This window comes from Pseudooceanicola nitratireducens (genome assembly GCF_900109195.1).
GTDB lineage: Bacteria > Pseudomonadota > Alphaproteobacteria > Rhodobacterales > Rhodobacteraceae > Pseudooceanicola > Pseudooceanicola nitratireducens.
Window position 1 is genome coordinate 739,495 of sequence record NZ_FNZG01000003.1, and the last position, 13,233, is coordinate 752,727.

Consider the following 13,233-nt stretch of genomic DNA (forward strand, 5'->3'; position numbering starts at 1 on the left):
AAAATATCCTCGGGGTAGCCGGACCCGGGCCTGCCCGGGTCCGGCGCAGGGGCAGACAGCCCCTGTCGCCCTCTCCGCCCGCAACACGGGCCGGAACGGCGCACCCATCAGCGCGCAAGGCCCGCAAGGGCCAGCAAGCGACCCGCCCCGAAAAATACTACGCCAGAAACTCCGCCACCAGCGGCCCGACCGAATCCGCATGGGTAATCGGCACCATATGCGCCGCTCCGGGGATCGTGACCAACCGGCTGTCGGGGATCAGATCGTCCAGCGCCTGCACGATCCTGTGGCTGCCTTCGGGGCTTTCGGCCCCGTCGATCAGCAGCACCGGCATCGGCAGCCGCGCCACAAGACCATCCCCCAGCATCCCGTCGGGATCGCCGTTGTTGGTGACATAGACCGCCTCGACCAGCTTCATCTGCTCGACGAACTGGTCCTGCTGCACGGGCGACATCGCATCGAACGGCTGCCCGCCGCCCCAGTCGCGCAGGAAGGCGCGGGCGGCGCTGCGATAATCCTTGGCGCGGAAACTGTCGTAGACCTCGCTGCCCTTGGCCATCTGTTCTGCTTCAAAGGCGGGATCGGCGCGGTAGGCGGCGGTGAAGAACACCGGCTCGATCAGCACCAGCCGCCGCACCAGCTCGGGAGAGGTGCAGGCAACCCGCAGGCAGGCGGTCGCGCCAAAGGAATGGCCGATCAGATCGACCGGGGCTTCCCAATCCGCGATCATGCCGCGGATCTGCGCACAGACCACGTCCTGGTAGACGCCCTGCCCGTCCCAGGGACCGCTGCGCCCATGCCCCGGCAGATCAAACCCGCGCGAGGCATGCGTCGCCGCCAGATGCCCGGCCACGCCCTTCCAGGCCCCGGAGTGCCCAAGCGAACAATGCACCATCAGCGCGCGGCCCTCGCCGCCGTCCCAGGCGCGCAGGGCCGTCTCGTGACCCGCGTAAATCCGTGATGTCACCCCAGCTCTCCTGCTAGGTAGCGGTCCAGAAGCTCAAGCCGGTCCTGGCCCCAGAACTTCTCTTCTCCGTCGACCAGGTAGAAGGGCGCGCCGAAGGCGCCGACCTGCACCGCCTCGTCGGCGTTGGATTCATAGGTCATCGCCCCAGTCAGCAGCCCGCTGTTGGCCAGCTCGGGGTCGAACCCGGCAGAGGAAAGGCAATCGCGGATCACCGCCTCGTCCGAAACGTCCTTTTCCTCGGCCCAGCAGGCGCGCAGGATCGAATGGGTCAGCTGTCCAAGGTCACCGCCGCCCGCATTCTGCGCCGCGATGATCGCATAGGCGGCGGGCGCGGGATTGGTCGGGAAATACGCAGGCTGCAGCGTCAGCGGCATATTGCGGGCGGCGCGCCAGCGCTTCAGCTCTTGCATGCGGTAATCCTTGCGCGCCTGGGCCCGTTCCGCCAGCGGCAGCCCCCCGGTCGAGGCAAAGACGCGGTTCATGTCGCAGGGCTTGTAGGTGATCGTCGCCCCGTGTTTCGCGGCAATCTCTTCCAGTTTGGTGCCTGCAAGATAGGTCCAGGGCGAGATCGTCACGAAATAATAGTCGATATGCGGCATGTTAACCCTTTCGGCGGTTTGGCAAGACCCTAGCGGGGTGGTAAGCGGTGTTCAACGTCACGAATCTGTCATCCTGCACCTGCAAATACCGCAATCGGAGCTGCCATGCCGAACGTCGTCGAACCCAAGCTTATCGCCGGGAATGCCAACCTGCCCTTGGCCAAATCCATCGCCCGGCGGATGTCGATACACCGCGGCAAGAGCATCGATCTGGTCGACGCCCGCGTCGAACGCTTCAACGATGGCGAGATCTTCGTCGAGGTCTTCGAGAACGTCCGCGGCGAGGACATGTTCATTGTCCAGTCGACCTCGAACCCGGCCAATGACAACCTTATGGAACTGCTGATCATGGCCGACGCCCTGCGCCGGTCCTCGGCACAGCGGGTCACCGCCGTGATCCCCTATTTCGGCTATGCCCGCCAAGACCGCCGCACCAAGCCCCGTACGCCGATCACGGCCAAGCTGGTGGCGAACATGCTGGTGGAATCCGGTGTCAGCCGGGTGCTGACCATGGATCTGCATGCCGCGCAGATCCAGGGCTTCTTCGACATCCCCGTCGACAACCTCTATGCCAGCCCGATCTTCGCGCTGGATATCCGCGAACAGTTCAAGGACCGCATGGACGAGATCATGGTGGTCTCTCCGGACGTGGGCGGCGTGGCCCGCGCGCGAGAACTGGCGAAACGGATCAACGCGCCGCTGTCGATCGTCGACAAGCGCCGCGAGAAGCCCGGCGAAGTGGCCGAGATGACCGTGATCGGCGACGTGAAGGACAAGATCGCGATCATGATCGACGACATGTGCGACACCGCCGGCACCCTGTGCAAGGCGGCCGAGCTGCTGCTGGATTACGGCGCGAAGGAGGTGCACGCCTATGTCACCCATGGTGTGCTGTCCGGCCCCGCGGTCGACCGGATCTCGAACTCGGTCCTGAAGAACCTGGTGATCACCGACACGATCGCCGCACCCGAGCCGGTGCGCAACTGCCCGCAGATCCGCATCCTGCCGACCGCGCCGCTGTTCGCCCAGGCGACGCTGAACATCTGGAACGGCACCTCGGTGTCGTCGCTGTTCGAGACGACGACGATGGAGCCGATCTACGAAGGCGTCTTCCGGCCCTAACTTTTGGCCTGACCCTCGGCTCGACCGACACCCTCTGCGCGGCGGCTTGCCGCCCCTCACGGGTGCGGCGCGCGGGTCGCGGGGGGCGCTGCAGTCCCGGCGGGATCGAGGTGCGAAAAGCGCGACAGGGGCTGTCTGCCCCTGCGCCGTCCGTGCCGGGGGCACGGCCGCCTACCCCGAGGATATTTCGGGAAAACCAAAGAGGATGGGCCCGCGCGCGTCCTTGCCCTTCCTCGCCCTTGTCCTGAGGTCGGCGGGTTTCTATAAGCGGGCGAAAGATGGGGGTACCGATGGGCTTTCGACAGGATCACCTGCTGGGCATTGAACAGCTGGCCCCGGATGAGATCGGGGAAATCCTTGATCTGGCGGACGATTACGTCGCCCTGTCCCGCAGCGCCGACAAGCATGGCGATGCGTTGAAGGGTCTGACCCAGATCAACATGTTCTTCGAGAATTCCACCCGGACCCAGGCCAGTTTCGAACTGGCGGGCAAGCGGCTGGGCGCGGATGTGATGAACATGGGGCTCGAGGCCTCGTCCATCAAGAAAGGCGAGACGCTGGTCGACACGGCCATGACGCTGAACGCCATGCAGCCCGATCTGCTGGTGGTGCGCCATCCCCATTCGGGGGCTGTCGATCTGCTGGCGCAGAAGGTGAACTGCGCGGTGCTGAACGCCGGCGACGGACGGCATGAGCATCCGACCCAGGCGCTTCTGGATGCGCTGACCATCCGGCGCAAGAAAGGGCGGCTGCACCGGCTGTCCATCGCCATCTGCGGCGACATCGCCCATTCGCGCGTGGCCCGATCCAACCTGATCCTGCTGGGCAAGATGGAGAACCGGCTGCGGCTGGTCGGCCCGCCCACGCTGATGCCCGCCGGCATGGCCGAGCTGGGCTGTGAGGTCTTTGAGGACATGGAAGAGGGGCTGCGCGACGTCGATGTCGTCATGATGCTGCGGCTTCAGAAGGAACGCATGGACGGCGGCTTCATCCCCTCGGAACGGGAATATTACCATCTGTTCGGCCTGGACGCCGAGAAGCTGGCCCATGCCAAGCCCGACGCCATCGTCATGCACCCCGGCCCGATGAACCGCGGTGTCGAGATCGACGGCTCCATTGCCGACGACATCAACCGGTCGGTCATCCAGGAACAGGTCGAGATGGGCGTGGCCGTGCGCATGGCCGCCATGGACCTTCTGGCCCGGAACCTGCGCGCCCGGAGGGCCGCGGCATGAGCGATCTGACATCAGGCCCGCGCGAGACGATCCACCTGTTCACGGTCGACCTGCCCGAAGACGCGCTGTGGGATTTCGTCACCGAGGACCCCGACAGCGGGGATTTCCCCCTGCGCGATGCGCTTGGCGTCGAGGCCCTGGACGAAGCCGCGGTCGAGGGGGCCGTGGCCGAGGACCTGGAGGGCATCGGCCTGACCGGGTTCCTGACCGAGGGCATCGGTGTCGAGGACAGTGCCATCGCCCCCGACCGCGCCCGCATCGACGCGCTGAGCGGATCGGTGGTGATCGTGAAGGGCGCGGGCTTTGACGGCGCGCATGTGCCGCTGCATCCGCGCGCGCCGCTGGCCCATGTGGGCAGCTGGGCGCTGACCCCGGCCCCGATAACGCTTGAGCCGCTGAGCGCCGAGACCGCGCAGGGATCCGTCCCGCCGGTGACCCCGACCGCCCCCGAGGTGACGGCCGGGCGCAACCGCTACAGCCTTTGGCTGGTGCTGGGCGCGGCGGTGCTGCTGGTGCTTGGCCTGATCCTGGCCCGCACGATGGGAGGTGGCGCATGAGCCGCACAACAGTGACCCTGACCAACGCCCGCCTGATCGATCCGGAGACCGGAGAGGAAACCCTGGGCGGGCTGACGCTGGAAGATGGCCTCATCACCGCGCGCCATGAAGGCGTGGCCGAGGGCATCGACTGTGGCGGGATGTGCCTGGCCCCCGGCATCGTCGACATCGGCGTGAAGATCTGCGAACCGGGCGAGCGGCACAAGGAAAGCTTTGGCTCGGCCGGGGCGGCGGCGGCGGCGGGCGGGGTGACCACCATGGTCACGCGTCCCGACACCGAGCCGACCATCGACAACCCCGAGACGCTGGAATTCGTCGCCCGCCGCGCGCGCGAAGCCTCGCCCGTGCGGGTCCTGCCAATGGCCGCGCTGACCAAGGGCCGCGCCGGGCGCGAGATGACCGAGATCGGGTTCCTGATGGATGCCGGGGCCGTGGCCTTTACCGATGGCGATCACGTCGTCAGCGACACCAAGGCCCTGTCGCGCGCGCTGACCTATGCCCGGTCGCGCGGCGCGCTTTTGGTGGGCCATGTGCAGGAACCGATCCTGTCCGCGGGTGCGGCGGCGACCAGTGGCAAATTCGCCTCGCTCCGCGGGCTGCCCGCCGTCAGCCCGATGGCCGAACGCATGGGGCTGGACCGCGACATTGCCCTGCTTGAGATGACCGGCGCGCGCTATCACGTCGACCAGATCACCACCGCCCGCGCCCTGCCCGCGCTGGAACGTGCCAAGCGCAACGGGCTGGACATCACCGCCGGCGTTTCGATCCACCATCTGACGCTGAACGAACTGGACGTTGCGGACTACCGCACCTTCTTCAAGGTAAAGCCGCCCCTGCGCAGCGAAGACGACCGCATGGCCGTGGTCCAGGCCGTGGCCTCGGGCCTGATCGACATCATCTGTTCGATGCACACGCCCCAGGACGAGGAAAGCAAGCGCCTGCCGTTCGAGGCCGCCGCCAGCGGCGCCGTGGGCCTGCAGACCCTGCTGCCCGCCGCCATGCGGCTGGTGCATTCCGGCGATCTGAGCCTGCCGCAGCTGTGGCGCGCGCTGTCGCTGAACCCCTCGCGCCGCCTGGGGCTGGACAGCGGCCGCCTGTCCGTCGGGGCGCCGGCGGACCTGGTGCTGTTCGATCCCGATGCGCCCTTCGTGCTGGACCGGTTCAAGCTGCTGTCCAAATCGCGCAACACCCCCTTTGACGAAGCCCGGATGCAGGGCCGCGTGCAGGCCACCTGGGTCGGCGGCACCCAGGTCTTCGGAGATCCGCTAGGAGGCCCCCAGTGACACCTGACCTGATCACCCCGCCGGCCGCCCTGTTGATTTGGGGCCTTGCCGGATACCTTCTGGGCTCGATCCCCTTCGGCATCGTGCTGGCCCGCGTCTTTGGCCTGGGCGATCTGCGCAGCATCGGGTCGGGCAATATCGGTGCGACCAACGTGCTGCGCACCGGCAACAAGACCGCCGCCGCGCTGACGCTGGTGCTGGACGGGGCCAAGGGGGCCGCTGCCGTGCTGATCGCCCGCGCCCTGGCGGGCGAGGATGCGGTGCAGCTGGCCGGCCTGATGGCCTTCCTGGGCCATTGCTTCCCCGTCTGGCTGCGCTTCAAGGGCGGCAAGGGCGTCGCGACCTTTCTGGGTCTGCTGCTGGCCTATGCCTTCCCGCTTGGCCTGGCGGCCTGTGCGACCTGGCTGGCGACGGCACTGATCCTGCGGATCTCGTCGCTGTCGGCGCTGGTGGCGGCGGCCATGGCCCCGATCTGGGCGCTGCTGCTGGGCCGCGCCGATGCCACCCTCATGCTGATCGTGCTGGCCCTTCTGGTCTTCATCCGGCACCGTCCGAACATCCAGCGGCTGCTGGCGGGGCAGGAACCGAAGATCGGCAAGAAGTAGTCACGCCCAATCGCCCCCACTGTCGTTGAATTTTTACGAAGTCTTTGATAGACCAGAGAAATTGAACAGGGGGACGATTGATGCAGCTAAGCCCATCCATGCAGGAATTCATCCTGCACTGGGGCGACATGGGATCCAGATGGGGTCTCAACCGCTCGGTCGCGCAGATCTACGCCCTTCTGCACCTTTCGCCCGATCCGCTCACCGCCGAGGAGATCGCGGGCACGCTGAATCTAGCCCGGTCGAACATCTCGAACGGGTTGAAGGAACTTCAGGCCTGGAAGCTGGTGCGCACCACGCGGCAGCTGGGCGACCGGCGGGATTACTTCACCAGCGTCGGCGACATCTTCGACCTGGTCGAGACGGTGATCGAGGCGCGGCGCGAACGTGAATTTGCCCCCACCCTGACCGCCCTGCGCGACATCCAGGGCCAGGCCGAGGGCGACGACACCCCGCCCGAAGTCCGCGCGCGCATCGCCGAAACCTACGAGATCATGCAGACCCTGGACGGGTGGTACGACGACATCTCTCAGCTGCCGCGCGCGTCCAAGCTGTCGCTGCTGCGGATCGGATCGAAGATCGGCGCGCTTCTGTCCGGCGACGCGTTGAAACCCAAGAAGAAAAAGAAAAAGGCCACCAGCTAGGTGGCCTTTTGTCTGTCCGGCGTTGCCCTGCGGCCCCTGGCGGCCGGGCTTGCGTCCATGGACGCGCCCCGGCGGGGTTAGTCGGGATCAGTCGGGATCAGTAGGAATATTCCGGGTAGATCCGTGACAGATCCCCGTTCCATTCGCCGTGATACTTCTCAAGCAGCTCATCGGCCGGCACCTGGCCGGTCTCCAGACTTTCCTTCAGCGCGTTCAGGAAATGCGTCTCGTCCGCGACAAGGCCCCCTGCCCCGGGTCGCGCCCGGTTGCGCAGGCCCGCGTCTGCGATCTCGACCACCTGGGCCGCCAGGGTCGCCATGTCGATGCCGTCGACCTTGGCCTGAAGCCCGTGTTCGCCCGCGGCCACATGCAGCGCCTCGCGCTGTTCCGCGCTCCAGCCCTTGACCAGGTCCCAGGCGGCATCCAGCGACGACTGGTCATAGGTCAGCCCGACCCAGAAGGCCGGCAGGGCGCACAGGCGGCGCCAGGGGCCGCCATCCGCGCCGCGCATCTCGATGAACTTCTTCATCCGCGCCTCCGGGAAGACGGTGGTCAGGTGATCGGCCCAGTCGGACAGGGTCGGAACCTCACCCGGCAGCGCGGGCAGCTGGCCCTTCAGGAAATCACGGAAGGACTGGCCAAGCGCGTTGATGTACTTGCCGTCGCGGTAGACGAAATACATCGGCACATCGAGAACGTATTGCACCCAGGCCTCGAACCCGAAGCCTTCGTCGAAGACAAAGGGGATCATGCCGGTGCGGGCCGCATCCAGATGCCGCCAGACATAGTTGCGATAGCTTTTTACGCCGTTCGGCTTGCCCTCGAAGAAGGGTGAATTGGCGAAGAGCGCATTGGCCACCGGCTGCAGCGCCACGGCCACGCGCATCTTCTGGATCATGTCCGCCTCGGAGGCGAAATCCAGGTTCACCTGAACCGTACAGGTCCGGCGCATCATGATCTGACCGGTGGTGCCGACGTCCTGCATATAGGCGTCCATCAGCTTGTACCGCCCCTTGGGCATCAGGGGCATGTCCTCATGCGTCCAGTCCGGCGCGGCGCCCAGCCCGATAAAGCCCACGCCAACCTTGTCGGCAATGTCCTTCACGTCGCGCAGGTGGTCGTTCACCTCGTCGCAGGTCTGGTGGATCGTCTCAAGCGGCGCGCCCGAGAGTTCCAGCTGACCACCCGGCTCAAGCGAGATGTTCGCGCCATCCTTGGTCAGGCCGATCAGCTTGCCGCCCTCTTCCAGCGGGGCCCATCCGTGGCCGTCGCGCAGCCCTTCCAGCACGGTCAGGATCGACCGTTCGCCTTCATAGGGGATGGGCTTCAGGCTGTCCTTGCAATAGCCGAACTTCTCATGCTCGGTCCCGATACGCCAGGCGTCCTTGGGTTTGCAGCCACTTTCCAGGTATTCGGAAAGCTGTTCGGGCCGCTCGATCGGGCCGCCTCCGGATTGGGGAATGGACATGGGGGCGCGGCCTCCGATCTTGCTTGTTGTCTGACAGGGATGGTCGGAAATGCCGGGGGTGTCAATGCAGACGCCGGGCCGGTCTTTCCCATATCACGGCACGGTGAGGTGCCCCCCTTGTGCGCATTTGTTCAAGCATCCGGTCGGTGCGGATCCCCGGCAGCGCGGCGAAGATATCGAAAAGCGCGTCGGCCCCTTCGGCGGTCAGCGGGATCGCCAGTTCCGGCTGGCCGTGCTGTTCCAGCACCCAGACCGGCGGGTCCGACCGGCTGTCCAGCGACAGGCGGCGGATCTCGCTGCGCGCGGCCATGCCACCGTTCAGCGGGCCGAAATAGGCGATCTGCCCTTCGTCCACGCGCACCACGCCCGGCCCGCCGCTGCCCGCGCGGAAGCGCCCGCGCTGGACCCCGGCAAAGATCAGCACCGGTGCGGCCAGGATCAGCGCCCAGCCGATCCAGGCGAGGATCCCGAAGGAACTCAGCGCCCAGTACAGCCCCAGCAGACCGACGCCCGCGCCCATCAGCGCCTCGCGCCAGCGTGCGGCCCAACCGCGCAGCTCGGGCCGGATCAGCGCGCTCATGACCAGTCGCCCAGGCAGTCCTGCCACAGCGCCATGGCCGCCACCGCCGCCGTATCCGCCCGCAGGATCCGCGGACCAAGCGACACGGGATGAGCAAAGGGCAGCGCCCGCAGCCGCTTGCGCTCTCCTTCGGAAAATCCGCCCTCGGGCCCGATGAGGATCGCCCAGGGCTGGCCCGCGACGACGCCGGACAGGGCGGAGGAGCCGCCCGCGAGGGATTCATCGCAAAACATCAACTGCCGCGCCGGGTCCCAATCGGCCAGAAGCGCGTCCAGCTTCACCGGTTCCGCCACCTCGGGCACATAGGTGCCACCACATTGCTCGGCCGCCTCGACGCAATGCGCCTGAAGCCGGTCCACCCGCACACGTTCGGAATTGGTAAATTCCGTCAGCACCGGCAGGATCCGTCGCGCGCCCATTTCAGCGGCCTTTTCAACGATGAAATCCGTGCGCGCCTTCTTGATCGGCGCAAAGATCAGCCACAGGTCCGGCACCTCGCCCTGCGGGGCCGAAAGCCCCTGGCAGGCCAGAACACCCGCCCGCTTGTTGGCCTGCACCACCTCTGTGCGCCATTCGCCGTCGCGCCCGTTGAACAGGGCCACGGCATCACCCACGCCCATGCGCATGACGTTGAAAAGATAATTGGCGTGATCGCGGTCCAGAGGAACCGTTTGCCCCTGCCCCAGGGGCTGATCTACATACAGCCTGACTTTTGCTCGTTCCATGAGGCCCAACATATGTCCGCCAACGACCCGACACCAGAGGCCGCAACCACCGAAACCGCAACCCAAACGACACAGGGAGAGGTCGCCGACGCGGTGCGCGGCAATTGGGTCGACCGCTATGCCCCCGCCTGGACGCGCCCCTACCTGCGCCTCAGCCGCGCGGACCGGCCGATCGGCACCTGGCTGCTGCTGCTGCCCTGCTGGTGGTCACTGCTGCTGGCGATGCTGTCGGACGGGCGCGCCTCACTTTCCGATCTGTGGATCGCGGTCGGCTGCGGGGCCGGGGCCTGGCTGATGCGTGGTGCGGGCTGCACCTGGAACGACATCACCGACCGCGACTTTGACGGGGCCGTGGCGCGAACCCGGTCGCGGCCGATCCCCTCGGGGCAGGTCAGCGCGAAACAGGCGGCCGTCTGGATGGCCCTGCAGGCGCTGATCGCCTTTGGCATCTTGCTGACCTTCCCGCCCGCCGCCATCGCCCTGGGCGTGCTGTCGCTGCTGCCGGTGGCGATCTATCCCTTTGCCAAGCGGTTCACCTGGTGGCCGCAGATTTTCCTGGGCCTCGCCTTCAACTGGGGCGCGCTTCTGGCCTGGGCGGCGCATACCGGATCGCTGTCCTGGCCGCCCTTCGTCCTGTATATCGCCGGGATCGCCTGGACCCTGTTCTACGACACGATCTATGCCCATCAGGACAAGGAAGACGACGCGCTGATCGGCGTGAAATCCACCGCCCGCCTGTTTGCAGACCAGACGCCGCGCTGGCTGCGCCGGTTCCTCGTGGCCTCGGTTGCGCTGATGGCCCTGACGGTGCTGGGCGCGATGCTGCCCGGGGCCAATCCGCTGGCGCTGGTGCTGGCGCTTGCCGGTCCCTGGGCCTTTGGCTGGCACATGGTCTGGCAGCTCCGGCGGCTCGACATCGACGACAACGACCGCTGCCTGATGCTGTTCCGCGCCAACCGCGATGCGGGCCTTCTGCCTCTGCCGTTTTTCGCCGCTGCCCTTCTGGTGTGATTGCGCCGCAGGGGCTTTGCCCTTAAACCCGCCGCATCGCTAAAGAACTCGCCACTACTCCGGGGCCGACATGCGTCTGTCTACAGTCACGATCCTTGGCGGCACCTTCACCGCCGCTGCCCTCCTTTCGGTGATCGTCGCCTTCTTCTCGGCCCTCGCGGTCGAACGGTCCTCGGCCGATGGCGTGCGCTACGAACTTGACCGCGAGGCGATGAACTGGGCCGATGTCACCGCCAATGGGCTGCGCATCGAACTGACCGGCACCGCCCCGAGCGAGGCGCTGCGCTTTCGCGCCATGACCCTGGCCGGCACCGTGGTCGACGCCAGCCGCGTCATCGACGAGATGGAGGTCACCGCCTCCAAGGGCATCGCCCCGCCGCGCTTTTCCATCGAGATGCTGCGCAATGACGGCCGGCTGAACCTGATCGGCCTGATCCCCGCCTCGACCGACCGGGACGAGCTGATCGCGCGCCTGTCCAAGCTGCCCGGCGTGAACGAGGTCTCGGACCTGCTGGAAACCGCCGATTATGCCACGCCGGAAACCTGGCCGCTGACCGTCGACTATGCCATCGCCGCCCTGCGCGACCTGCCCCGGTCCAAGATTTCGCTCGCCGCCGGCGATGTCACCATCACTGCCATGGCCAACAGCGCCGAGAAAAAGCGCCAGCTGGAAACCCAGCTGACCCGCCGCGCGCCCGGCCCCGTCGCGCTGACCCTGGATATCTCGGCCCCGCGCCCGGTGATCACGCCCTTTACCCTGCGCTACCTGATCGACGGCGACGGTGCCCGCTTTGACGCCTGTTCCGTCGACACCGAGGCCGCGCAGAAACGCATCCTGACCGCCGCCCGTGGCACCGGCTTTTCCGGCGATGCGCGCTGCACCCTCGGACTGGGCGTGCCTTCCCCGGAATGGGCCGAGGCGACAAGTTCGGCCATCCTCGCACTAGGCCGCATCGGCCAAGGCAGCGTCACCTTTTCCGACACCGACATCACCCTGATCGCCGCCGAAGCCAGCGACCGCGCCACATTCGACCGTGTCGTGGGGGAACTGGAGAACGCCCTTCCCGATGTCTTCGCCCTGCACGCCGTCTTCCCCGATGCGCAAGCCGCGACGCCCCAGGGCCCGGTGGAATTCACCGCCATCCTCTCGCCCGAGGGCCAGGTCCAGCTGCGCGGCCGCATCCGCGATGACCTGTCCCGCGATGCCGCCGAAAGCTATGCCAAGTCGCGCTTCGGCAGTGAAAAGGTCTATTTCGCCGCCCGCATGGACGACACCCTGCCCCAGCCCTGGTCGCTGCGCGTCCTGGCGGGCATCGAGGCGCTTTCGGCGCTGAACAACGGGGCCGTGGTCGTGCGCGAAGCCAATGTCGACGTGCGCGGCGTGACCGGCAACCAGGACGCCAGCGCCGACATCGCCCGCATCCTTTCGGAACGGCTGGGCGAAGGCGAAAACTTCTCGATCGACGTCGCCTATGACGAAAAGCTCGACCCCGAGGCCGCCCTGCCCACGCCGCAGGAATGCCTGGCCGATGTCCAGGCCATCCAGTCCAACCGCAAGATCAACTTCGAACCCGGCTCGGCCACGGTCACCGGCGACAGCCGCGTGATCCTGGACGACCTGGCCCGCGTCCTGACCTTCTGCGGCCCCGTGGCGCTGGAAATCGGCGGCCATACCGACAGCCAGGGGCGTGAATCGATGAACCTCGACCTGTCGCAGCAACGCGCCGACACCGTCCTGACCGAGCTGCGCCAGCGCCGCGTCCAGACCGGCCGTTTCGTCGCCACCGGCTTCGGGGAAACCCAGCCGATCGCCGACAACGACACCGAAGAGGGCCGCGAGGCCAACCGCCGCATCGAATTCACTCTTGTTGCCTCTGCCACCGATGAGGCCGCGGATGACGCGGCCGAAGATACGGGCACCGAATCCACCGAGACCGCCGATGAGGGCAGCGGCGACGACGTCGAAGACAACGGTGATGCGGACCCTGAAGCCTCGGATTCCTCTGGTGATTCTGCACTTGAATCCACCGATGGTTCCGACGCAGAACAGGGCAGTGCCGCGGGTCAGGAGAAGACAGAGTAATGAACAGAGCCGAGTTTGTGATCGCCATCGCGATCATCCTGTTTATTGCCTTTGGCCTTGGCTGGTTTGCCTATTGGCTGATCCACCGCTTCACCCGCGTTTCCAAGGCCGACATGGGCGAACTTGAGCGCATGGCGCAAGAGCTGCACGAAGCCGAAGAGATGCGCGACCAGGCCATCACCTACCTGCAGCAGCGCGAGGCCGAGCTGACCAACCAGCTGTCCCAGACCGAGGCCGAGCTTTCCGCCGCCATGGAAGGCCTGCGCGAAGCCCGCCACGAAGCCGAAGACCTGCGCACTCAGCTGGAACGCGGCCACTAACGCCGCCCCCGCCCCCGGAAATCGGCCCCTATAA

At 66.7% G+C, this 13,233-nt stretch carries 14 protein-coding genes; 9 read left to right on the plus strand and 5 right to left on the minus strand.

Features of this window, described 5'->3' with window-relative positions; all coding sequences use genetic code 11:
- Positions 1–157 precede the first annotated feature (157 nt).
- Both BMX99_RS14175 and BMX99_RS14180 read right to left on the minus strand, forming a co-directional pair.
- On the minus strand, positions 158–967 hold the full coding sequence (locus BMX99_RS14175) for an alpha/beta fold hydrolase (RefSeq protein ID WP_093453025.1): 810 nt from the start codon (positions 965–967) through the stop codon (positions 158–160).
- Complete coding sequence (locus tag BMX99_RS14180) at positions 964–1,566, minus strand: 2-hydroxychromene-2-carboxylate isomerase (protein WP_093453027.1); 603 nt, start codon at positions 1,564–1,566, stop codon at positions 964–966. The genes BMX99_RS14175 and BMX99_RS14180 overlap by 4 nt, the downstream gene beginning before the upstream one ends.
- Before the next feature lie 105 nt (positions 1,567–1,671).
- Here BMX99_RS14180 and BMX99_RS14185 point away from each other — a divergent pair, with 105 nt between their 5' ends.
- From BMX99_RS14185 to BMX99_RS14210, 6 genes are all read left to right on the plus strand, one after another.
- Positions 1,672–2,688, plus strand: a complete 1,017-nt coding sequence (locus tag BMX99_RS14185; RefSeq protein WP_093453029.1) for a ribose-phosphate pyrophosphokinase — start codon at positions 1,672–1,674, stop codon at positions 2,686–2,688.
- A gap of 290 nt (positions 2,689–2,978) precedes the next feature.
- Positions 2,979–3,923 (plus strand): aspartate carbamoyltransferase catalytic subunit, encoded by a 945-nt coding sequence (locus BMX99_RS14190; RefSeq protein ID WP_170848711.1) that lies wholly within the window; start codon positions 2,979–2,981, stop codon positions 3,921–3,923.
- Positions 3,920–4,480, plus strand: a complete 561-nt coding sequence (locus BMX99_RS14195) for a hypothetical protein (RefSeq protein WP_093453033.1) — start codon at positions 3,920–3,922, stop codon at positions 4,478–4,480. Before BMX99_RS14190 ends, BMX99_RS14195 begins: the two co-directional genes overlap by 4 nt.
- Entirely contained in the window at positions 4,477–5,763 is a 1,287-nt protein-coding gene (gene pyrC, locus BMX99_RS14200) for a dihydroorotase (RefSeq protein ID WP_093453036.1), read from the plus strand. The genes BMX99_RS14195 and pyrC overlap by 4 nt, the downstream gene beginning before the upstream one ends.
- Positions 5,760–6,368, plus strand: a complete 609-nt coding sequence (gene plsY, locus BMX99_RS14205; protein WP_093453038.1) for a glycerol-3-phosphate 1-O-acyltransferase PlsY — start codon at positions 5,760–5,762, stop codon at positions 6,366–6,368. The genes pyrC and plsY overlap by 4 nt, the downstream gene beginning before the upstream one ends.
- Positions 6,369–6,448: 80 nt before the next feature.
- Positions 6,449–7,012 (plus strand): GbsR/MarR family transcriptional regulator, encoded by a 564-nt coding sequence (locus tag BMX99_RS14210; protein ID WP_244525524.1) that lies wholly within the window; start codon positions 6,449–6,451, stop codon positions 7,010–7,012.
- A gap of 97 nt (positions 7,013–7,109) precedes the next feature.
- Here the strand turns inward: BMX99_RS14210 and BMX99_RS14215 are convergent, their stop codons facing one another.
- The 3 genes from BMX99_RS14215 to BMX99_RS14225 all read right to left on the minus strand — a co-directional run bounded on the left by BMX99_RS14215 (position 7,110) and on the right by BMX99_RS14225 (position 9,785).
- Positions 7,110–8,480: a glutamate--cysteine ligase gene (locus BMX99_RS14215; RefSeq protein ID WP_093453042.1), complete on the minus strand. Its 1,371-nt coding sequence runs from the start codon at positions 8,478–8,480 to the stop codon at positions 7,110–7,112.
- A 61-nt stretch (positions 8,481–8,541) separates the two neighbouring features.
- On the minus strand, positions 8,542–9,060 hold the full coding sequence (locus BMX99_RS14220) for a hypothetical protein (RefSeq protein WP_093453044.1): 519 nt from the start codon (positions 9,058–9,060) through the stop codon (positions 8,542–8,544).
- On the minus strand, positions 9,057–9,785 hold the full coding sequence (locus BMX99_RS14225) for a 16S rRNA (uracil(1498)-N(3))-methyltransferase (protein ID WP_093453366.1): 729 nt from the start codon (positions 9,783–9,785) through the stop codon (positions 9,057–9,059). The genes BMX99_RS14220 and BMX99_RS14225 overlap by 4 nt, the downstream gene beginning before the upstream one ends.
- A 12-nt stretch (positions 9,786–9,797) precedes the next feature.
- Between BMX99_RS14225 and ubiA the strand changes: the two genes are divergently transcribed.
- From ubiA to BMX99_RS14240, 3 genes are all read left to right on the plus strand, one after another.
- Positions 9,798–10,796 (plus strand): 4-hydroxybenzoate octaprenyltransferase, encoded by a 999-nt coding sequence (gene ubiA / locus BMX99_RS14230; RefSeq protein ID WP_093453046.1) that lies wholly within the window; start codon positions 9,798–9,800, stop codon positions 10,794–10,796.
- Positions 10,797–10,866: 70 nt separating this feature from the next.
- The gene (locus BMX99_RS14235) at positions 10,867–12,879 is read left to right on the plus strand and encodes an OmpA family protein (RefSeq protein WP_093453049.1); all 2,013 of its coding nucleotides are present in this window, start codon (positions 10,867–10,869) and stop codon (positions 12,877–12,879) included.
- Positions 12,879–13,199 (plus strand): hypothetical protein, encoded by a 321-nt coding sequence (locus tag BMX99_RS14240; RefSeq protein WP_093453051.1) that lies wholly within the window; start codon positions 12,879–12,881, stop codon positions 13,197–13,199. Before BMX99_RS14235 ends, BMX99_RS14240 begins: the two co-directional genes overlap by 1 nt.
- Positions 13,200–13,233: the final 34 nt, after the last annotated feature.

Bases quoted from the DNA above. Each gene is read 5' to 3' on its own strand.
- BMX99_RS14215 (WP_093453042.1), bottom strand. From the start codon at position 8,480: ATGTCCATTCCCCAATCCGGAGGCGGCCCGATCGAGCGGCCCGAACAG.
- BMX99_RS14225 (WP_093453366.1), bottom strand. From the start codon at position 9,785: ATGGAACGAGCAAAAGTCAGGCTGTATGTAGATCAGCCCCTGGGGCAG.
- pyrC (WP_093453036.1), top strand. From the start codon at position 4,477: ATGAGCCGCACAACAGTGACCCTGACCAACGCCCGCCTGATCGATCCG.
- ubiA (WP_093453046.1), top strand. From the start codon at position 9,798: ATGTCCGCCAACGACCCGACACCAGAGGCCGCAACCACCGAAACCGCA.
- BMX99_RS14180 (WP_093453027.1), bottom strand. From the start codon at position 1,566: ATGCCGCATATCGACTATTATTTCGTGACGATCTCGCCCTGGACCTAT.
- BMX99_RS14190 (WP_170848711.1), top strand. From the start codon at position 2,979: ATGGGCTTTCGACAGGATCACCTGCTGGGCATTGAACAGCTGGCCCCG.
- BMX99_RS14185 (WP_093453029.1), top strand. From the start codon at position 1,672: ATGCCGAACGTCGTCGAACCCAAGCTTATCGCCGGGAATGCCAACCTG.
- BMX99_RS14210 (WP_244525524.1), top strand. From the start codon at position 6,449: ATGCAGCTAAGCCCATCCATGCAGGAATTCATCCTGCACTGGGGCGAC.
- BMX99_RS14195 (WP_093453033.1), top strand. From the start codon at position 3,920: ATGAGCGATCTGACATCAGGCCCGCGCGAGACGATCCACCTGTTCACG.
- BMX99_RS14220 (WP_093453044.1), bottom strand. From the start codon at position 9,060: ATGAGCGCGCTGATCCGGCCCGAGCTGCGCGGTTGGGCCGCACGCTGG.
- BMX99_RS14235 (WP_093453049.1), top strand. From the start codon at position 10,867: ATGCGTCTGTCTACAGTCACGATCCTTGGCGGCACCTTCACCGCCGCT.
- BMX99_RS14240 (WP_093453051.1), top strand. From the start codon at position 12,879: ATGAACAGAGCCGAGTTTGTGATCGCCATCGCGATCATCCTGTTTATT.